The organism is Mycoplasma sp. 1232, assembly GCF_034863345.1.
In the GTDB taxonomy this organism is placed as follows: Bacteria; Bacillota_I; Bacilli_A; order Mycoplasmatales; family Metamycoplasmataceae; genus Mycoplasmopsis.
In genome coordinates this window covers 122833-144443 of sequence record NZ_JAYFFB010000001.1, presented here as the reverse complement: position 1 = coordinate 144443, position 21611 = coordinate 122833, and the positions used below count along the sequence as shown (strand labels likewise).

Below are 21611 nucleotides of genomic sequence, written 5' to 3'. Positions count from 1 at the left end.
TAGATATATGGATTAAAAAACGACCCTTAAAAAAGGTCAAACTTGGAAACTCGGGATGTGCAAGGCAAATAAAAAATGAATGAAACTTTTTTAATTCAGTTTCATTCATCCATTTTATTCAATAATTTGCTTAATAACTTCGATATCATCATCAGTTATTTGAGTTTGTTCTTTAAACTCTTTTAAGAATTCAACATTTCTTGAAATCTTATCTTTATATTCGTTTGTCTTGTTTGTTATAGCCAAGAAGCTTTGAATTGATACAAGCATTGTTATGATAACAGAGAATAAAGCAATCGCAACAAATAAGTCCATTGTTTTAGCAGGCAAGATATTAAATCTAATTGAATATAAGTTTAGAACAATAATTGAAGCAGATAAGAAAATAGAAATAACGTTTAATAATGTAAATAAAGTTTTACTTGTAATGTATTTAAAATAAACTCTATTTTTGACCTTATCAATATCATTAATGCTATTGATTTGTAATTTGTTTTTCTTTTGTTCTTTAGTTTTGTTTTTGTCCATTATTAACCTCTTTTTCAAAGTCGCTTGATTTGTATCTGTCTATTTCTAATATGCTCATTGTTCTTTTAAATAATGTAAAGTTTGCTTCTTTATTATTTAAATCCTTATATATGTGTAATTTAGATTTGTATAAAAGGTGTTCCAGTTGAATTGCTTTAATTTTACTTTGATAAAAGATTGCTTTTTTATTAATAACAAAGAATGATAATATACCTGAAGTAAAAGTGATTATTGCATTAACAATTGTTAACAAGATAATGTAGTTACTATTTGAGTTTAAAAAACTTTTGTACGGATTAGTCATACCGTCAGGATAATAAGAAGATGCCCCTGCAAGGAATAAAATTGCTATCACACCGTTTAAAAGTGTAAACAAGATTATTGATGCATTTAGTAAATAATATAGAACTGAATACACAATAAGTTTAAGTTTTGTTTCTCTATAAAGCTTGAAATAAGCATTCAATGTAATGTTTTTCTTTTTCATTATTTCTTACCTCCTGATGGTGAGGTAATTTCATCCTGAATAACTTCTAAGATTACTAATTTCTTAAATGATTTAGCTTCAGTGTACATATAGTCAATGAATTTAATTAAGTTTTCTTCTGAAATTAAACCATTAGCATACTTAATTTCAAGATATTCCAAACTTTCATGAACTTTCTTATAAGTTGACATCTTAGTATTGCTACGATAAATAGCTATTCCAATGTTTAAAAAGAATAGAATAATCATAAACACACAAAGTAAGATAACTGAAATGTATGATGAGTTTCTTTGTAATTCATCATCTCCATTTGTTTGTCCATGTGACACAATGATTGAAAGCGCAATTGCAGCTATGATAATTGATGAAATATTAAGCAGTGCAATTATGATAGAAAAACTGATATCAATAATCTTGTAAGTAAGCAGTTTCTTCTTATCATGCTTAAGTCTTTTGTTTAAATATTTAATAATATCTTTCATGAAATATATTTTAATTGAAAATATTATTTTTAGCTATATTTTGATAGTTTAATTTATAATATTCGCATGAATAAATCATTTGCAGTTTTTAGTGATGTGGATGGAACAATTTACGGATTTCCACATAAAAAATTATCAGAAAAAGTAAAAGAACAAGTTTTAGATTTATCATCTAAAAATATTCCATTTGTAATCAACACAGGTAATCCTGTTTTAGAAAAAATCAAACGTTTAGCTAGAGAACTTAATTCAAGATATTTATCTTGTTCAAGTGGTGCGATTATTTATGATATGCAAGAAGAAAAACCATTACACATTGAAATTATTGATCCTAATGAAGCTAAAAAAGTTTGAGATTTAGCACTCAAAGCTGATGTTACATTATATTATGCAGGTGTTAATCAATTCTACTTATACAATGTTCACGATGATATATATGAGTTTTTAACATCATTTAATGAATATGATAAGTGAATTACGGATGGAACTATTCCAGCTGATTTACACAGAATTGAAGCTTATGGGACAAAAGAACAATTAGAAAAATTTGTTGATTTATATAATAAATCAGATATTAAATTGGACTTAGTTAATGTTGATTATTTATATATCGAAATGTCTAATCCTGGTGTAAATAAGGGTTCAGGAATGAAATGATTATGTGAAAACATTTTCAATGCTGATTTAGCTGACGTTATGACAATTGGAGATAGTCCAAATGACATTCCAATGTTTAAATTATCAGGATATTCATATGCAATGGATAATTCTGACCAATATACAAAATCATTTGCAAAATATTACACATCAGATGTGCTTCAAGATGGATTAGCTGAAGCTATTGTTGATTATTTATACCGTGGAGATTATGAACTTAAAAGAGCTGTTTCTCAAATGGGAAATATTGCAAAAACAAATAAGAAAATTATGTACTAAAAAATTTTTATAACTTGCGCACTATTGTAAAAGTGAAAAAGAGAAATAAAAAAAGCGGACATTAGTCCGTTTTTTTGTGATGTTTAAACTATTTGTTTTTGTTTACAAATTCATCTAAACGTGAACGTTTTCTAGCACCTTTGTTTGGGTGGAAAACACCTTTAGAAACAGCTTTAGCAATTGTTTTGTGAGCAAATGCAACTAATTCAGCAGCTTTTGCATCTTTAGCTAAAACAGCTTCTCTAGCTTTACGTATAGCTGTTTTAACTCTTGATTTCATAGCAGCGTTTTTAACACGAGCTTTTTCCATCTTAGCTATACTTTTAACTTTAGATTTAATGTTAGCCATAAATCCTCCCTTTTTCTAAATATAAGTGAAAAATCTTTTCTATTATACTATATTTTTAGCTTTTGAATTTTTGGTTATATGCAATTCCGATTTTTGAAGATAAGTTGTCATCTACACCATTTATCTTAGTGTGTGTTACTTTTTCGTTTGGATCATTTTCAATTTGATAAATGTATAATGCACTATTATCTACTTCATTGTCATCTGTAATGAAGTAATTTCTTTTAACTAACTCATATTCAAATCTTGTTGGAGGAGTATAGTTAACAAAGTCGAAGTTATTAAGTTGTAAGTATTTTTTATTCATTATTTTAACAAATTTACTATTAGTAAAATCGATGTGATTTACTATAAACTCAATCTTTTTCTTAAATTCATCTTCATCATTCATATCGACTGCATTTTCAGGATCTTCATTATTTAAATCTTGAATCAACCTTACAAAAACATTTTTAGTTTCTTGAATAATAAATAATTCTTCAACTTTTGCTTTATATGAACTAAGTGTATTGATATCAATTAATGTAGCTTTATAAAGCTCGTGTAGTTGACTCTTGAAATCATTATATTTATTTAAATCTGTATAGTAGTCTCTGAACACTAAATCAATATATTCATCATACATTTTAAGTGAATAATTATTTATACCTTGCTGAATATCATTTTTAAATTGTTTTGTGAATCTATATAACTCACCCATATTTGAATAAATTGATGAATTTAATGTTTCATAGAGTTGATCAAGAGTTCCTTTTGATGTGTTTTTAGCAACTACTAATCCATCTATAAGTAAGATGTTTTGTGCAATTTTAAATGATTGTACTGTTCCGTTTTCAACTTCTTCATAGTTGTTATCTGAGAAGTAAGCATCCAGTGCATCACCATTATACATAACAGCTGAGTCAGCTTCTGGATATTGTGGATTAATTAATTTATTTAAGATACCTTGACCATCACCATCATATGTGATGTACTTGCTATCATTTGGATTTTTTCCAGTACCTTTTTGAACAAGCGAATAGAAGTTGTCGATAAACTTTGTGTAGTTATCTTTAGTAACATCATTATTTGTGTTTAAGACTACACCGGTAGGCTTAAAGTCATAAAATGAACCATATAACATATTAGCTCTAACAGCATCTGTAATAGTTAAGTTGGAATATCCATTACTAAACAATGTATTTAATTGGTTATATAAACTAAGTGAGCCGAACTCTTCAAGGTTTGTTCCGTTAGCTTGTAATTTTGTTTTATTTTGATCTAATAATTCTTTTGTGATTGGTTGCACACCGTTAGTTTGTTTTTGTTTCTTTGTGTTAAATGCGACTACTGCATCTTGCATAAAGTATGGAACAAAGTATTCTCACAAGTGTCTTGGTTCCTCATATTTTTTACCTGATTGATCTGTTTTTAGATCTTCATCATAACTTGCTAAATGTTCAAACACAATAGGTGTGTAAATAGTTTGCAAGATGTTTTTAAGCAACTCCTTATCAGGCTCTTCTGATAAATTTAGCAACTTTTTAAAATCAATTGGTGCTAATAGGTCTTTTTTGATTAAATTAACTGCTTGGAAATCGCTTCCAATTCCAGCAATTGCTTTTGAATTTACAAGGGCAACTGTGAATTCGTTAATTTCATCAAATGTTTTGTAAGAGAAGTTTTCTTGAATTTTATCCCTATTCTCATCTGAGATATAAGACTTGTAATTAAAGAAGGATGGTTTAAATCTGTTACTCATTTTTACACCGACTAAAGTAAAGGTAAAAATTGAGATTAAAGCAATTATAATAATTGCTGATCAAGCTTTGAGTTTTCTAAGTAAATTCTGCTGTTTCATAAATCCTTTTTGTCTTGATTTTAATTATTTAAAATAATGTTTATTTTATACCAAAACCAAATTTATTTTTGTGATTAAAATATTTTTTAAGTGCTATTTTTTAGGACAAAAAGAATAAAATGATATAAAATTAAATCATGATTACTAAAAATAACTTAAAGTGATTAATTTCATTTATCATTGCATTTTTTATTGTTACATTAACTGTTGTTTTTGTATCGTTTTTAGTGCTTAATATTTACAAAGAAGTTTCATATTTTTTCATCTTCTTGTTCTATGTAATTAATGTGACTTTTGTCTTTGTTATTTACAGTCAAAAGAAGCAACATGAGTCGAAATTTTCTTGAATTTATTTAACGATGTTATTACCAATAATCGGACATGTTATTTTTATTGTTTATGGTTTCCATTGAAAAAATAAAAATGAAATTAAGGTTAATAAAAATCCGATGTACTGTTTAAAACAATATGTTCCATTGTTTGTGAAAAATCAAAATCAATTAAGTTATAAAAGTAATAATTTAACAGAGCTTACAAATCTTAATAATAATGTTATCCTACCTGCGAACATTGAATTCTATGAAGAAGGATATAGATTCTATGATCACTTATTTAATGGAATCAATGATGCAAAAAAAACAATCTACATCATTACATACATAATTAAAAAATCAGAAATCTCAGAACACTTCTTAAGCTTACTACTTAAAAAAGCTAATGAAGGTGTAAAAATTAAATGACTTGTTGACGATTTTGGTGCTACGCCATCACAAAAAAGAAAGTTATCTAAATTATCTAAACATCCAAACATTGAGTTTGCCTATATCGGAAAAATTTATTATCCATTTATTAATGCAAGTAGTTTCTCAAGAAACCATGAGAAGTTTATTATTATAGATAACAAGATGGTTTTCTCAGGTGGAAACAACATTTCAGATGAATATTCATCAATGTCAAAAAAATATGGACACTGAATTGATCTTAACTATAAGATTACAGGCCCATATATAAATACATATATAATTCATTTTATTAAGTTTTGAAAAATAATAACTAATAAAAATATTGAAATTAGAAGTTCATTATTTATTGATGCTAGTGATCGAGAATATGAAAATAATTCATTTTTAATTTTAGAATCACCTAATTTTGACTATTCAGAATCAGAATTTTTATGACTAAAATTAATTGCAACTGCTAAAAAGTCAATTCGTATTTGCACACCATACTTTTCAGTTACTAATGCACTTAAAAAACAATTGATTTTAGCATTGAGAAATAATGTGAAAATCACAATTTACTTCCCAGGGTTACCAGATAAGAAGTTGGTTTATAAAATCAGTTTATCTCAACTTGAAGAATTAATTCCATATGGTTTAGAGGTAAAAATTTATGATGACCATTTTTTACACACTAAAGCAGGGATAGTTGATGACAAAATCGCTTGAGTTGGAACAACTAACTGAGATAGTAGAAGTATGTTTTCACAATATGAAACAATGGATGTTTTTGAAGGAAAATCGGTCCAAAAACTAATTCAGATTTTTGACGAATATGATAAAAAATCTGAAAATATGAAAAAAAACTGTAAAAATAAGAAAAAAAGTAATCTATTTAATAAATTTGTTTTTGATATAACTAAACCATTGATATAATAAGAGTATATTTTGGTTAGATAAACTACTTTTTTTAATTTTATTTTTGTTAAATTTTTAAATAGCATTTTATTAAAATCAATTGCAAAGAGACAAAGGAGAAAACAATGAAAGAATTCACAGCTAAAATTATTGATCCAATTGGTTTACATGCTAGACCAGCAACTTTAATTGTTTCAACAGCTACAAAATTCAAATCAGATTCTAAATTAATTTACAATGGACGTGAAGCTAATTTAAAATCAATTATGAACATTATGGCTTTAGGAATTAAACACGGAGCTGAAATTACAGTTAAAGTGCTCGGAGAAGATGAAGAAGCAGCAGTAAAAGCTATTGAAGCTGCTTTAAAAAATCATGGTTTAATTTAATTGTTCTGAAAATCGCTACAATAATGGCGATTTTTCTTTTTACCTTTTGTACAAAAAGAAAATAAAAAAAGACACTTTTTAGTGTCATATGGTGCGCGAGACAGGACTTGAACCTGCATGGGTCGCCCCACTAGAGCCTTAATCTAGCGTGTCTGCCAATTTCACCACTCACGCAATTAGCAAAAATATTATAAAACAAAATTAAAAAAATTTATAAAGATTTATATAATTTAAATTAACTTTAATTTAAAGCTATTTTTACAAATCAGAAGGTGTTTATGAACAACAAAGAACAATTTAAAAATCAATTAATTAAATACTTAGAAATCGAAGCTATGTCAAGATACGAAGAACCTGTAGCAGATGAATTAAGAAAAAATATTTCATCAGTTTACAGAATTTCAAGAGATAAATTAGGTTCAATCATTTTTCACAAACCATCTAAAAATCCATCTGCTCCAAAAGTTATGATTGCAGCACATATGGATGAAGTAGGTTACATTGTAAGAAGAATTGAAAAAACAGGCCAATTATTATTAAGTCCAATTGGTGGAATTTGAGCTTCAACAGTTATTGGAACAAAAGCTAAATTAATCACAGCAAACAAAGAATATTTAGGTGTATTTGGACACACAAGTATTCACATTATGGAAAATTCTAAAGTTTCAAAAGCTATGACTAATAATGAACTTTATGCTGATTTTGGATTTAAAAATGAACAAGAAGCAATAGTAGCAGGAGTAACAATTGGTGATAGAGTTCAAATGAGTGGAGAAACTATTTTATTTGATAATCCTGATTTAATTGGTGGAAAAGCAATGGACAATAGAGCAGGTGTAACTGTTTTAGAATTTATTGCAAATGAAGTTGCTGATTTAAATCTAGATGTTGATTTATATTTGGTTGGAACAGTTCAAGAAGAAGTCGGGACAAGAGGAGCAAGAAGTTCAGTTGCACTTGTTAATCCGGATGTCGCAATAGCACTTGATACAACTTCTTCGCACGATACACCAGATGTAATTCCGGGAACAACAGAATTATTTAAAGGTGCTGCTCTTAGAATTAAAGATGGTGGAACATTAATGGATACAAAATTAGTTCAATTCTTTGAAGAAGTTGCTGCTAAATATGAAATTCCAGCTTACAAATTTGTTGCAATGGGTGGAGGTACAGATGCTCATGAGCTTCAATTTGCAAAAGGTGGAGCTGCAACTTTAACAATTTCACTCCCACAAAGATATCTACATAGCCCTATTGGTGTTTGTTCAATTTCTGATTTAATAGCTACTAAAGATTTATTGGTTAACTTTTTAAAAGATTTTAATAAGACAAACTATGATAAAATAAAATATATTTAATTTAATTATTAAAACTCATTACAAAATTTATTTTAAGGAGAATAATTATGGTTGAAATGCAAACTGGAGCATTTGTTGGGATGATTATTGCTGTTGTAATATTTGTAGTTATTGCAGCTGCTTTAGTAACATTCTTTATTGCTAAAAGAATGTTTGAAAAACAACTTAGAGAAAACCCACCTATCAATGAAAAAATGATTAGAGTAATGTTCAAACAAATGGGTAGAACAGCATCAGAAACACAAATTCGTCAAATTATGAAATCAATGAATGCTGAAAAAAATAAAAAATAATTTAATAAATTCATTTTAATAATGAATTTTTTTAATTTAATATAATTAAATTACATTTAATAATGTAAGTTTGGAGGAATTTTGAGTAAGACTTCTTATAGTATTAAGTTAAGGATTCAGAACTCGAGATTAGCAAAATTAATTAGAAAGTTTTGATATTGAAAAAACAATATATCAAAACTTAAGTATTTATTATTTATTTACTTATTGATTATTCTAGTTTCCAGTTTGATTTTGTTCTCACCAATAGCACAAAATCCTGAAGCTGCACGTGTTAAATACATTGATGCATTTTTCACAACAGCTAGTGCATTTAGTGATACCGGTCTGGTGACTGTTGATACATTTAGTCAGTGAAATGATTTAGGTCAAGCAATTATTGCTATCTTGATTTTAGCTGGTGGAATTGGTATTTTTGCACTTAAGTTTTTTGCCATTAACTACTTATTTGGTAAAAAAACATCCACCCTTGCTGAGATTAAAATTATGCAAACTGAACGGGGTGTATCTGATGTAACACAGACTACAAAATTAATTATTTCATCAGTTAAATTTATTTTTATTTGTATTTGTTTATTCAGTGTTATTCTTACATTTTATTTCTATTTCGCAACACCAAAACATACAGAGGGAATGAAACAAATTTTAACTGATGGATCATTCAAAAATCCTCAAGGTAATTTTGTTCTTTCTTTAAAATATGGAATTTTCCATACTATATCAGCAATCAATAATGCTGGTTTTGATATTATGTCAAGCTCTTCACTTATGCCGTATTATCAAAATTACTTCTTACAAATTTGCTTTATTATCTTACTTATTATTGGTGGATTAGGTTATCCAGCTCTTCACGATATTGTGTCTTATATCAAACGCAAACTTAGAAGAAAGGATACACAATTTAAATTTTCAATATTCACCAAAGTTTCACTTACAACTTATGTAATTGTATTTTTAATTGGATTTGGAATTTCCTTAGGATTTGAACTTTCATCTTCAAATCCATATTCATTGTGAAATCAATATCACTTACCTGTGGGAGTTGGTAATGAAACTCACAAAACTTACATTGAATGATTCTCAAAAGGTGCAAATGTCCAAGATTTAGAATTAGAAAAATTCTCAAATCTTAAGCAATACATTGAAAAAGGTCAATTATACGGAAATACATTTGATAAATTCTTTGCAGTATTCTTCACATCTCTTTCAACAAGAAGTGCTGGATTTGCTACTGTAAATATGAAACATTTTACACACGGCTCAACCTTTGTGTTTATCTTTATGATGATAATTGGTTCAGCTCCTGCATCTACCGGTGGAGGTATAAGAACCACAACTTTAGCTCTTATAATTCTAGGTCTATATAGAATTTTATTTGGTAGACCAAGAGTTAGAGTGTTCAAGAGAGCTATCAACCAAGACACTGTTAATATGTCTGCAAAAATATTAACAATTGCAACAATTATTATTCTTATTGCTTCAATGATTCTATTCAGTTCATTCCAAGATTATGGTGGAAAAATCGAAAACGCATTCTTGCAAGATCCTAATGAAGGATTCTCAATGGAAAATTTAATTTTCGAAGTAGCAAGTGCCTTTGGAACAACTGGTTTATCATCAGGAATTACAAAAAACTTAAATATAGTTTCAAAATTAACATTAATTATTGTTATGTTCATTGGACAATTTGGAATTAGTTCAACACTTAATGTTTGAAAACGTAAAAAAGATTTTAGTCGTACCTATGAATATGTTGAAGCTGACATTATCATTGGTTAATGATTGGAGAAAATATGAAACTCAAATATGAAAATGAAATAGTAGTTATCGGAACAGGAAGATTCGGTCAAGCTGTTATCGATCAATTAATTAAACTTAAAAAAGACGTTGTCATTTTAGATAAAGATGATGAAAATGCGAAACTTTATGCAGATGAAGTTGACAAAATTATCATTGGTGATGCAGCTGATACAAGAACGCTTCAAGCTATTGGTATTGACCAAATGGAAACCGTTGTTGTTGCTGTATCAGACAACATCGAAATTGTTGCTGCACTTTTAGAACTTAAAGTAAAAAACATTATTGCAAGAGCATCAACAAAACGTCACGCAAGAGTTTTAAAGCAAATTGGTGTTAACGTGATTATTCGTCCTGAGTTTGAATCAGGTACAAGAACAGCCTTAATTGCAGCTAACAAAAACTTTATTCGATATAGTGAAACACTTCAAGAAATTGGAGGAAACTTTGTTGTTGGTTCAACAAAAATTAAGAACCAAAACTTATTTAACAAACAAGTTAAGGAAATTGGTTTAAATGAAAAGAGTATCACTATTGTTTTAATTCAATCAGCTGATAAGGTTTTTAAACGCGCAACAGGGGATGTTACATTACATAAAGATGACAATATTACAATCATTGGTGAGATAGGTGATGTAACAACTGCGCTTGAATGATTTAATAAAGTAGACTAAAATTTCAATTCCACGTGTAAGTTATCCACATGTGGAATTATTTTTTTCTTAATTTTTCACAAAATGTGAAAAAAATAAGTAATTTTTGAAAATATTTATAAATAAATTTATTTATTTATTTATAATAAATACGAAATCTAATATACAGAAATTAAATTGACTTTTTTTCAATTTTAGAAATTAGAAATTTTCACATTCATATTCGTAAAAAATATTTGTGTATATTGATTTCTAATAGAATCTCATAACAAAAATATCTAAACAAAACAATTTAAATTTATTCAAATTTTTATTTCAATATAGGAGATAAAATGACAAAATTCAAAAAATTATTAATTAACGGAGCAGCTTTATTAGCTCTTACAGCTCCAGTTATTTCAATCTCTTGTGGTAAAGAAGGTGGTGTAAGCGCATCTGGTGAAACATTTACTCAAGAAGAAAAAAATGGATCAGAAATTAATGGTTCAACATTAGGTGACAGAATTTTAAACAATGAAACACCTAACATGTCATCAACTGAACCTTACACAATTACAGTTGGTGACAAAATTCTTATTGGTCACACATTCTCAGATGGTGGTGTTCAACAAAAAGCTTTAGCAGCTTTAGTTGAAAAATACAATACAGAAGTTGCACCAAAACTTAAAGGTTCATTACCAGTAGGACTAAAACGTTTAGGTTCAGGATACTCAGCTGGTAAAGATATTGTTACAAAAGGTCTTTCATCAAGACAAAACTCAGACTTTATGAACCTTATCTTAAACTATAGTACAGTTGCTTCAGAGTTAGCAAAAGCAAAAATGCTTTTAAGTTTTAATGATAACTTAAAATCAGCAAGTACAGATTTATCACAATTCTCAGAAAAATTCATTACTTCTAACTTCCAAACAGAACATATTGATTTACCATCAACATGAATTTTACCTGCGTTTAAATCAACAACAATTTTCTCAATTAACGCACCGGTTCTTTCATACATTCTTGATACTTTAGTAGAAAAAGGTATGGTAGTTGCAGAAGATTTCCAAGAAGAATACAACAACATTAAAGCAAAAGGTCAAGGAGACCGTGAAGGTGTTAAGAAAATCTGAGGAGAACCTGTTGCAAACGTTGAAACAATTGTTAACGAATACAAAGGAACAGGTGGTAATGTTAAGAAATTAAGTAAAGCAATCTTTAACTCATATGCTGAATTACTTGATTTTGCAGCTATGGCACAAAAATTATTTGTAAACTCAGCTGCAACAAATTCAACATTACACGTATTTGGAGTAGACGACTATACAGCTTTATACAACCAAGCTTTATATAGTGCTTTACTTAAAGATCAAGTTGATGCAGCTAAATCAGCTGGAACAACATTAACTCAAGAAGATGCTCTTAAACAAGCTTCAGCAGCAATGATTGAATCAGTATCAAGAAATGCTGGAAAATTATCTATTAACTATGATGTTCTTAGCAAACAAAGTACATCAGCTTATGTAAAAACACAAGAAATCTTTAATAAAACAAAAGCTGCTATTGAAACAGGAGGATTAAAAATCTATCCTGGTGGTCAATATTCATCAAATGACCAAACAAAACACTACATGGCGTTTTCAATTGGTTCAACAGCTGGATATTCACACAACTATGTTTCAGGTGAGTCATCAAATTTAATTAACAGTCTTAACAAAGGTGCATCATTAAAAATCGATGAAAAAGGAAGCTCATTAAAACTTTCTAAAAACAAGAGCACTCCAGGATTAGTTTTATTATCAAAATTAGAATCTGGAAAATTAGCATTCGGAAGTTACAACAATGCAATTCACAGTGCATCAGTAGCAACATTCCCTGATGGTAAAAATGCTAATTATGAACTTCAATTTGTTGATGCAGCTCAAGAAAGAACATTTACTGATGCATTAACAGATGAAGCATTACCAAAAGCATCATTAATTATAATTAACAAAGATGGTAGCGACCAAATTATTGAAAAAGCTAAAGCACAAAATGTTCCAGTTGCTGAATTGAAAAAGAAAAATGGCACAAAATACTATGGTATTTTACTTTTAGATTCAGTTGATAACAAATCACTTAAAAGCACTGACGAAGCTCTTGTTGCTAAATTAACTGCAATGGGATACACAATTAAAGTAACTTCAGCTCTTGAATTATTAGGTGAAGAGGAATTAATTTCTCAACCAGTTCCACTTAGATGAACTTCTGAAGATCCATATAATGTTGTTTATGTACAAGGACCATCAATGATCGGTGTTCATACAACTGAAGCAGGTGATCTTGCAACAAAATTATTTGTAAATTGATTAATAACATCAGAAACTTCATATGAAAAATTCGCAATTCAAGGTAACGGTGGAAAAGAAGAAGTTATTGCAGAAAACTTAACACCACGTGACATGTTCCAAAGTGCTATGGGATACATTCTTCCTTACAAAGGATTTGAAAAGAATACAGATTTCCCTACAAAAGGAAAACTTAACCCATACTTAAAAACAGCATTCGAATTATTCTCAAACGTTGCTAAGTCAACAGATGCAGATGAAGTTCCATATGTAACATTTGAAGAACCAGGAGCAATTTTTGCTGATTCATTCAGAAGTGGAGTTCAAGGAGCATGAGACTCATTACAAGCAGGAATCGATTCAAACAAAGCAGATTCTTCACATGCAAAACCAACATTTGAGGACTTTATTAGAAACGCTACAGTTAAATAACAAAAATTCTCATACATTAAAAAACAAATGAAAATATAGTTTTAATTATGTTAAAACTATATTTTTGCTTTTAAATTAAGGAGAAACATGAAGCTAAAAAATAAATTAATACCTTTAGTATTAGGTTCAGCATTATCATTAACACCAATTGCAATGAGTGTTTCATGTGGTTACGACAATAAAGCTACTGTTGTTAAAGTTCGAGAGGGTACTAACATAGTGGATGTAGAAGTGGGTGGTCCTGTTCTAACTTCTTTAAAATTTGAAAAAAATAAATTTACTAAAACAGCACAAGTTGTTCCGGCAATTGAATCTATAGATTCAAGAGTTGAATTCGCTAAAGCTGTTGATTCTATTAAAGATGTTATTGGTGCTGATCTTAATAATGAGATGACTTCTGGTTTCAGCATTAACCCTGAAATAGTTGCACAATCACAATATTTAATTCCTTCTAATTCAGCTGTATCATATGAAGAGTCATTCATTAATAAAAAATATACATACTTTATTAATGATATAAATGCAGGTAAAAAATATGAAGTTATTGTAAAAATAGATAAAAAAAATCCATATTCAATGGGATTAAATACAAAAAGTGATTATTTCAAACAAGATTTACTAAATAGAGAAACTTTATTACAAAATATGACATCTATTCCTGTATTAATTAACTTTAATTTCGAAGTTTCAATTAAATTAGATGGTCAATTATGAAAAGTGCCTAAATTTAGCACTGTTGCACAAGCTAGCGGTTTAAACGTTTCTTCTACAATTACGCCTAAATTGTCTGATTTCGAAGTAAAACCATCTTATACAAAAATGAAAAAATTATCTATTGATTGAAACAATAAACTCATTGATATGAACTCATTTAGAGCTAAAGTTATTAGCGTATCAGATGGTGATACAGCAACTGTTGTAGCATTAGAAGACAAGAAAATGATTAACACTTCTATAACAAAAGGATCAAAATACACAATTAGATATTCAGGAATTGACACACCAGAAAAAGCTGTATCAAGTACTTTATCTTGTCCATTCGAATATGGATTCGCATTATTATCATCAAAATTTGGAAAACAAATCTTATTTAATGATGATCCAAATTCAGAATTCTATAATGTTAAAAATGAAGTTAAAATCGGATTCACATCTGGTTCTGACTCATATGGTAGATTAACTGCAGATATATTCTTTGGTGAGGATTTTGGATATTCATATAACGCAGAGATTACAAGAGAAGGATTAACATTACCATATGATTCATTTGCTAACTGAAAAGCAAATTACAATGAACCAAAAACTTCTCCAAACTACGTAAACAGCATTTATCCAGAAATTGCATTAGCATTTAACCATGCTCGTGAAAACAAATTAGGATTTTTCCACTACTTTGAACAGGCAGAACAAATTGAAAAATATGTTTATATAGCAAAGAGAAATAGTAAATGACAAGCATTTGAGGAACTTTACAAAATCTTACAAAAAAATAATGAGGCTTAGAATTAATAAAATTAACAATATTGATTTAAGCAATTTTAGTTTTTAAATTTTCTTATTAAGAAAGGATAAAATGAAACAAAAAGAAAATACAACATTTTCATCAGCTCACGAAGCAGATATTCGTAAAATTAATCAATATGTTTCAGAATTAGAAGCGACTGATGTCGATTCTATTCCTGCTATTGAATTAAAAAACTTAAACATTGACTTCGGTGAAACATTAGCTGTTGATAATGTTAGTTTTAGAATTCCAGAAGGAAAATTAGTTACATTACTTGGTCCATCTGGTTCAGGTAAAACAACAACTCTTAATGCTATTGCAGGTTTATTAACAGTTACATCAGGAAAAATTCTTTTCAGAGGTAAAGATGTTACTGACTTCACACCTCAAAACAGAAAAATCGGGTTTGTTTTCCAAAACTATGCTTTATACCCACACATGAGTGTTTACCACAATATTGCATTCCCATTAAGAAATGACTCAGAATGACAAAGAAAATTCTATTTAGAAAAAGAAGAAGCTAAAAATGGAATTCGTTCTATTTACTTAAGAAAATTAGGAGCTTCTGAAGCAGAAATTGAACACTTAAATAAAGCATTCAAAAACTATAAATTAGTTAAAACTGAAATTTCACGTCAAGTTAGTGAAGCATACTCAAGAATCAGTAACAAACTTGAAAAAGCACATACTGATTATTCAGTTTCAGTAGTTCACGAAAATGCAGAAATTTCAGTATTAACAAAGAATGTTATTAAAACTAACAAAAAAACAAAACAAGATTCAGCGACAAAAATCCAAGACATTAAATACAAGTTCGCTCATGATAAAGCTAATGGGTTAATTAATGAAAATGAATTAAAACAATCAGAATTCTTAGCTTCATATGACAAGAGCATTCTTAAATTCTCAAAACCAAAATCAGAAGAAGAGTATCAAGAAAGAATTAATAGTTTACAAGATTTCACAGCTGAGTTAGTTCAACTTGATTTAAGTGAATTAGTCTTAAAAGACAGAATAGCAATTATTAAATTAGAACAAAAAGCTATTAAATTATTAACTCGTTACAAATTCTTATTAAAACAAAAAGAAATCATTGCTAGATACCAAGTAGAAAAAGCTGAAAAAAAAGCTGCATACTTAGATGCTAAAGCAGAATACAACAAAACAATTAAAGAAGATGAAGAATACTTAGGGTTAGTTTCTGATGAAAAGAGATTACCAAAAGTAGCTGAAGAACACTTCTACAGTATTGTTGAAGAACTTGAAGACAAATATTCTGTTAAAGAAGCAATGAAAAGAGAAAGAAAAACTATTGGTTTTGCTTTATTATCAGATGAAGACAGAGAACAAATTAGAGAATTATCTAAGAAAGTTATCAGTCTTAAAAAAGCTATTCACAACGAAGTTATGGAAGTTGCTAAACGTGTAGAAATTGTTCACATCTTACAAAAGAAACCTACTCGTTTATCAGGAGGACAGCAACAACGTGTTTCTATTGCACGTGCTATTGTTAAAAAACCTCAAATTCTTTTAATGGACGAGCCACTTTCAAACTTAGATGCTAAATTACGTATCTCAACTCGTCAATGAATTAGAGAAATCCAACAATCATTAGGTATTACAACAGTTTTCGTTACACACGACCAAGAAGAAGCTATGTCTATTTCAGACATTATCGTATGTATGTCAACTGCTAGAGTTCAACAAATGGGTACACCAATGGAACTTTACTCAAAACCAAGAAACCAATTCGTTGCAAGATTCCTTGGTATGCCAGAAATGGGATTATTCAAATCAGAAGTTAAAGATGGTGTAGTTACAATGGCTGACGTAAAACTTCCAGAAATCAAACTTCATGACAATAAAGACAACATCACATTAAACATTGGTGTTCGTTCAGAAGATTTCATTATTAAATCAAAAGAACAAGGTTCTATGTTCAAAGGTAAAGTAGTAGTGGTAGAAAACTTCGGAAAAGAAAGTAAATTAGTTGTTTTAGTTGAAGGAGTAGGAAGAATTAACTTCTTATTAGACAACAACTACTCATTTGCTAAAAATGATGAAATTTACTTCGATGTACCATTGAAGAAATTACACATTTTTGATGCTTTATCTGAAGAGAGAATAGAATATGATATCAAGAAATAAGTTTCATAGTTTTATACAAGAAAATTTTCCTTTCTTGTTTAATTGATCTACAAAAAAACAAGCAAAAAGAAAATCTACTTTATCACACACAATTTTAGATAAGAAAACACCGTTCTGAATTCCGATGTTATTCTTATTACCAGGTGTTATATTGTTATCATTATTCACAATTACACCTTTATTCATTAATATTTATGAATCATTAACAACAGAAACAGGATCATTAACAGGACAAAACTATGCAAGTGTTTTCACAAACCAATACTTTGCTGTTGGGGTTAGAAACTCATTTATCTATGGTTTATTTGTTCTTCCATTTGTTATGATGATTGCCTTAGTAGTATCATCAGTTATTGCTAAGCTTTACAGAAAGTGAGCTAGAGGATTTTGACAAACAGTATTCTTCATGCCTTATGTTACAAATGCTGTTGCTGTTTCTTTAGCATTCATTCAATTATTCAGTACATATGGACTTGTTAACCAATTAATCGGAAAAAATATTCCATGATTAACAACAGGTGATCCTTACACATTCAACGCTCTTGTAGCTATGATTATTAATGGTATTTGAAGTGGTCTTGCTTTCAATATCTTAATCTTCACAACAGCTATGTTGGGTGTTGATAAAAACTTATACCGTTCAGCATCAATCGATGGAACAGGTGAAGTTAAACAATTTTTCGCAATTACATTACCATCAATTAAAAGTACAATTAACTTCTTAATTACATTAGGAATTATTGGTGGTCTTAAAGTATTCCCATTAGCATTATTTGAAAACAAACCAAATAACGCTTTAAACAACGGGGGTTCATCTCTTATGATGTTCGTGTACTACGCTACATCTACAGGGGACAGACGTTTAGCCGGAGCAGCAAGTATCTCGCTATTCGTGATCGGGGTAATATTCTCATCAATGATCCGTGGAGGATTCTTCTTGATGCAGTTAACATTAAATAACTTAGGAGAAAGAAATGTTTGAGTTAAAGTTATGAATACACAAGCGCATGATGCAAAAGAAATTGCGCAAAAATCAAGAGAAGTCAGCTAGTCAAGTTAAAGAGACTTCATTTTCAAAAGTCCTTACCTCATCAGCATTAAAATTATTCTTACTTGCATTATTTGGAGTTATTATCCTATTCCCATTCTTCTACATGATCTCAATTTCATTAATGAACGATGGTGAATCTCAATCATTAAAACAACAATTTAAATTCTTACCTTCATTTGCAGAAGGAAAAACATACATAGAAGGGCACCTTGTTATTGCTTCATGATCTGAAGTTGTAGCTAACACTTATAAGAGAGCATTCTCAACAGGTTATGGTAAGGCCTTTGTATTCACAACGCTCAATGTTATTATTTCAGTTGTACTTAAGGTCTTTGTTACATTCTTAATGGGATATGCATTCTCACTAAGAAACTGACGTGGAAAAGGACTTGTGTGATTTATTGCTCTTGCCTTACTTGTATTACCAGAAGTTGCCTTGTTATCAGGACAATACTTAATTGTTCTTAAAACAAAACTTTACAAAACTTACATTACATTCTTATTAGCAGTTGCGTTCCCATTCACAGCAAGTATTTTCAATACAGTTATGTATAAAAATGCTTTCGAAGCAATCCCTGGAAGAATTAAAGAAGTTTCACTTGTTGATGGTGCTGGAGGAATGAAATACTTATTCAAAGTTGCATTCCCAATGGTTATGCCAACAACATTAACAATCGTTATTCTTACATCTCTTGCTTCATGAAACTCATACTTATGACCAGCTCTTATTTCTACAATTGGTGGTCAAGACTTACAAGTTATGTCAGTGTGATTATTCAAAGCTGGATTCGATCCAAGTGATCCAGAATCAGGAGCAAACACAATGCAAAACGTTAAATTAGCTGCATCACTTCTTTCAATTATTCCTGTGTTCTTATTCTTCTTAATCTTTAGAAAACGTATTATGGCATCAATCAGTAGACAAGGTTCAACAATTAAAGGATAGTATATGAAAAACGTTAGAACAAAAGTTGTTATTTGAGCAATATTAACAGTGGTTGCATTAGGTGCAATTATTGGTTTATCAATTTTAATTAATAATGTTCAATCATTACTTGATATTAACAAAACTACCTTAGATGCTAAAATTTTACAATCATATCAATATACAAAAGCTTATTCAATAGGAGGTTTAGCATTTTCATGCTTATTATTCTTGATGGGTTCAGTCATAACATATGCCGGAATTAAATCTTGAAGATATTCTGAAATGCTAGGATAGTTATTTATGAAAAAATTATTCTCTAAAAAAGCTTTCCCATTTTTACTAGGAACAGCTGCAGTTGTAACAATGCCACTTACAGCAGTCTCATGTTTATATGAAGATGATGTTACTGTAAAATTTGCTAAAAACTATGATGTCAATAACTCATTTGTAAAAAGAACACAAGAGAGAAGTAAAGATGCTGATGTTATAGCTAAATTTAAAGAATGAGAACAAAAACCTGGTTTAATTCAATTCTTTAAAGAACTTGATAACAGTAATGTTATGACTTATACATTCACATACTGAGATTTCTTATTCAAAAATTCATTCGATATTAAAAACGATGATGTAAAAATTGTTGCTGATAAGTTATATACAATTAGCGAAAACCACAAATCAATTTCAGTAGATGAAAAAGTATTTTCAGAAACATTAAAAGATGCAAATAATGATGCAAAAGATAAGGCACGTACATTAGTTGGTAGCGTTGCAACATTACTTAATGACTATTACGCTTCAAAAGATACAAATACAAAACACCCTACTGAAAAAGTTGAAGATTTCGAAAAAGTTGCAATTCAAAAATTAACTGCTAAACAGTTAGAAGATGCAGGTTACTCAGAAAAGCAAATTGCAATCGTTTCAAAAATTGATTCATTAATGAAAGTTGTTTTCTTCAACGAAGATCCTGCCAAATTCATTTCATTAGAAGATGTCAAAGAAGCTCTTAAAATTTACTTTAAAAATTCTCCATTTATGGATGCTATTATTGAAGATGAAACAAGAGATTCAAATAGCAGAATTCTTAAACAAAATGCAGCTGATAGAAGTTACACAATCAATTTCTCAGTAGTTAACAAAACTAATTCAGGTATTTCTTCATCACTTTTCCAATCATTCTTTAAAACAATTCAAGGTTCATTATTAAACTTTGATTATGATTCAACAATTTCTAAAGAACGTGATATGGTTTCTAATATTGTTAACTTATTAATACAAAAATCACAATCATTCACAATTAAAAGAGATAAAGATGGAAACATTATGACTCAATCATTGATGGGAGTTGGAGGAGGATTTTCACCTTTATACTTCATTGATGGATTAAACCCAGATACAAATGAACCATCAGATGATTTCAAAATATTTAAACAAATTTCAATTGATAACATTAATAAGATAACGTCTCATAATATTGCAGAGTTCAATCAAACAGCTCTTACACCTGAAGAGGCATCTGAATTTAGTGGTGACCCACTTAAATTCTTCCAAACACACAAATATTTAGCTTGATTTGGTACAGAACCTCTTACAGCATACGGGTACTTCACATCATTACAAGGACAATACCAAAATGCTAGAATGAAATTAGAAGCATCAACAACTAAAGCCAAAGATAGAGAAACATTCCAAAAGTATCTTGATCACTGTCAACCTATTTATGACCAAATGATGATGGATATTGCAAGATTAAAAGAAATTGAGCTTCAAAAAATCGCTTTATTAAAAGCAAATAATGGTGTTGAAAATGAGGAAACTAAAGCTATTGATAAAGAAATTGATGCAATTATGACTCATCAATACAAGTTACCTAGAAGAGCAACAAACTTAGAAGCAACAATAGATGTAACTTTACAAGAAGGTTATGAACAATCATTCAAAAAGTTATTACAAGGAAAAGCTAAAGTTGGTACAAACGTTCAATCATTTGCAGAATTATTTGCAAAAATTGGATTTACATTAGGTATCACAAACATCCAAGTAATTCGTGGGAATTCACCAGAACTTGAAAATAGTTACTGATTAGAATTCCAAAATAGAAAAACAGGTGAATGATACTTCTTAGATGTATTTAAACTTTACACAGAATTCTATTACACAAGCAATGAATATGTAACTGAAGGTGAAGGGGAAAATGCAACTAAGAAATTAGTTAACAGTATTGGTTCAAGAAAAGATATTTCAAACTTATCAGTTGAATACATTAATAGTCAAATTCAAACTTCATTACCAACAGGATACACAGTATCAGCTGAGTATCTTCCATATGCAAATATTAAATAAGAATTCAAAAAAGTTGAAAAACAAAGGCAAAATCTTAAAAAGGTTTTGCTTTTTTAATTTTCACAAAATGTGAAAAAAATTAATTAAATTTGAATTTAACCTTAACAAATTTCGTAAATTTATTACAATTAAAAATATGTACAGTTCATA

The 21611-nt window shown here is 29.0% G+C and carries 19 protein-coding genes and 1 tRNA gene; 14 read left to right on the top strand and 6 right to left on the bottom strand.

The window, feature by feature from the left end:
- Positions 1 to 114 precede the first annotated feature (114 nt).
- Genes VBM88_RS00555 through VBM88_RS00545 form a run of 3 tightly spaced genes read right to left on the bottom strand, consistent with a single transcriptional unit; the run spans position 115 to position 1497 of the window.
- On the bottom strand, positions 115 to 528 hold the full coding sequence (locus tag VBM88_RS00555; RefSeq protein ID WP_323680187.1) for a hypothetical protein: 414 nt from the start codon (positions 526 to 528) through the stop codon (positions 115 to 117).
- Positions 509 to 1015: a hypothetical protein gene (locus tag VBM88_RS00550; RefSeq protein ID WP_323680186.1), complete on the bottom strand. Its 507-nt coding sequence runs from the start codon at positions 1013 to 1015 to the stop codon at positions 509 to 511. Before VBM88_RS00550 ends, VBM88_RS00555 begins: the two co-directional genes overlap by 20 nt.
- Complete coding sequence (locus VBM88_RS00545; RefSeq protein WP_323680185.1) at positions 1015 to 1497, bottom strand: hypothetical protein; 483 nt, start codon at positions 1495 to 1497, stop codon at positions 1015 to 1017. Before VBM88_RS00545 ends, VBM88_RS00550 begins: the two co-directional genes overlap by 1 nt.
- Before the next feature lie 66 nt (positions 1498 to 1563).
- Here VBM88_RS00545 and VBM88_RS00540 point away from each other — a divergent pair, with 66 nt between their 5' ends.
- Positions 1564 to 2433 carry a Cof-type HAD-IIB family hydrolase gene (locus VBM88_RS00540; RefSeq protein WP_323680184.1) on the top strand — a complete coding sequence of 290 codons (870 nt, stop codon included), beginning with the start codon at positions 1564 to 1566 and terminating at the stop codon, positions 2431 to 2433.
- An 88-nt stretch (positions 2434 to 2521) separates the two neighbouring features.
- Here VBM88_RS00540 and rpsT read toward each other — a convergent pair whose 3' ends face one another.
- Together rpsT and VBM88_RS00530 are read right to left on the bottom strand one after the other, a co-directional pair.
- Positions 2522 to 2782, bottom strand: a complete 261-nt coding sequence (gene rpsT / locus VBM88_RS00535) for a 30S ribosomal protein S20 (protein WP_257088867.1) — start codon at positions 2780 to 2782, stop codon at positions 2522 to 2524.
- A gap of 55 nt (positions 2783 to 2837) precedes the next feature.
- Complete coding sequence (locus tag VBM88_RS00530) at positions 2838 to 4523, bottom strand: hypothetical protein (RefSeq protein ID WP_323680183.1); 1686 nt, start codon at positions 4521 to 4523, stop codon at positions 2838 to 2840.
- A gap of 236 nt (positions 4524 to 4759) precedes the next feature.
- Between VBM88_RS00530 and VBM88_RS00525 the strand changes: the two genes are divergently transcribed.
- Complete coding sequence (locus VBM88_RS00525; protein WP_323680182.1) at positions 4760 to 6277, top strand: phospholipase D-like domain-containing protein; 1518 nt, start codon at positions 4760 to 4762, stop codon at positions 6275 to 6277.
- A gap of 107 nt (positions 6278 to 6384) precedes the next feature.
- A complete protein-coding gene (locus tag VBM88_RS00520; RefSeq protein ID WP_257088861.1) occupies positions 6385 to 6648 on the top strand; it encodes an HPr family phosphocarrier protein in 264 nt (87 codons plus the stop codon).
- 89 nt (positions 6649 to 6737) lie between these two features.
- On the opposite strand, the gene VBM88_RS00515 is transcribed toward VBM88_RS00520, so the two are convergent.
- Positions 6738 to 6822: transfer RNA gene (locus tag VBM88_RS00515), tRNA-Leu, on the bottom strand.
- A gap of 104 nt (positions 6823 to 6926) precedes the next feature.
- Here VBM88_RS00515 and VBM88_RS00510 point away from each other — a divergent pair.
- The 11 genes from VBM88_RS00510 to VBM88_RS00460 all read left to right on the top strand — a co-directional run bounded on the left by VBM88_RS00510 (position 6927) and on the right by VBM88_RS00460 (position 21461).
- A complete protein-coding gene (locus VBM88_RS00510) occupies positions 6927 to 8006 on the top strand; it encodes a M42 family metallopeptidase (protein WP_323680181.1) in 1080 nt (359 codons plus the stop codon).
- Positions 8007 to 8053: 47 nt separating this feature from the next.
- The gene (locus tag VBM88_RS00505; RefSeq protein WP_323177362.1) at positions 8054 to 8299 is read left to right on the top strand and encodes a YneF family protein; all 246 of its coding nucleotides are present in this window, start codon (positions 8054 to 8056) and stop codon (positions 8297 to 8299) included.
- A gap of 81 nt (positions 8300 to 8380) precedes the next feature.
- Entirely contained in the window at positions 8381 to 10078 is a 1698-nt protein-coding gene (locus VBM88_RS00500) for a potassium transporter TrkG (protein ID WP_323680180.1), read from the top strand.
- A gap of 14 nt (positions 10079 to 10092) precedes the next feature.
- Positions 10093 to 10770, top strand: a complete 678-nt coding sequence (locus tag VBM88_RS00495) for a TrkA family potassium uptake protein (protein WP_323189046.1) — start codon at positions 10093 to 10095, stop codon at positions 10768 to 10770.
- Between the two features lie 311 nt (positions 10771 to 11081).
- Positions 11082 to 13487: a P68 family surface lipoprotein gene (locus VBM88_RS00490; protein ID WP_323680179.1), complete on the top strand. Its 2406-nt coding sequence runs from the start codon at positions 11082 to 11084 to the stop codon at positions 13485 to 13487.
- A gap of 87 nt (positions 13488 to 13574) precedes the next feature.
- Positions 13575 to 14990 carry a thermonuclease family protein gene (locus tag VBM88_RS00485; protein ID WP_323680178.1) on the top strand — a complete coding sequence of 472 codons (1416 nt, stop codon included), beginning with the start codon at positions 13575 to 13577 and terminating at the stop codon, positions 14988 to 14990.
- 70 nt (positions 14991 to 15060) lie between these two features.
- The gene (locus VBM88_RS00480; RefSeq protein WP_323189049.1) at positions 15061 to 17139 is read left to right on the top strand and encodes an ATP-binding cassette domain-containing protein; all 2079 of its coding nucleotides are present in this window, start codon (positions 15061 to 15063) and stop codon (positions 17137 to 17139) included.
- Positions 17140 to 17173: 34 nt separating this feature from the next.
- On the top strand, positions 17174 to 18190 hold the full coding sequence (locus VBM88_RS00475; protein ID WP_323680177.1) for a sugar ABC transporter permease: 1017 nt from the start codon (positions 17174 to 17176) through the stop codon (positions 18188 to 18190).
- On the top strand, positions 18114 to 19136 hold the full coding sequence (locus tag VBM88_RS00470) for a carbohydrate ABC transporter permease (RefSeq protein ID WP_323680176.1): 1023 nt from the start codon (positions 18114 to 18116) through the stop codon (positions 19134 to 19136). Before VBM88_RS00475 ends, VBM88_RS00470 begins: the two co-directional genes overlap by 77 nt.
- Positions 19137 to 19139: 3 nt before the next feature.
- Positions 19140 to 19412, top strand: a complete 273-nt coding sequence (locus tag VBM88_RS00465; RefSeq protein WP_323177368.1) for a hypothetical protein — start codon at positions 19140 to 19142, stop codon at positions 19410 to 19412.
- Positions 19413 to 19418: 6 nt separating this feature from the next.
- The gene (locus VBM88_RS00460) at positions 19419 to 21461 is read left to right on the top strand and encodes a hypothetical protein (protein WP_323680175.1); all 2043 of its coding nucleotides are present in this window, start codon (positions 19419 to 19421) and stop codon (positions 21459 to 21461) included.
- The last annotated feature ends 150 nt before the right edge of the window (positions 21462 to 21611 follow it).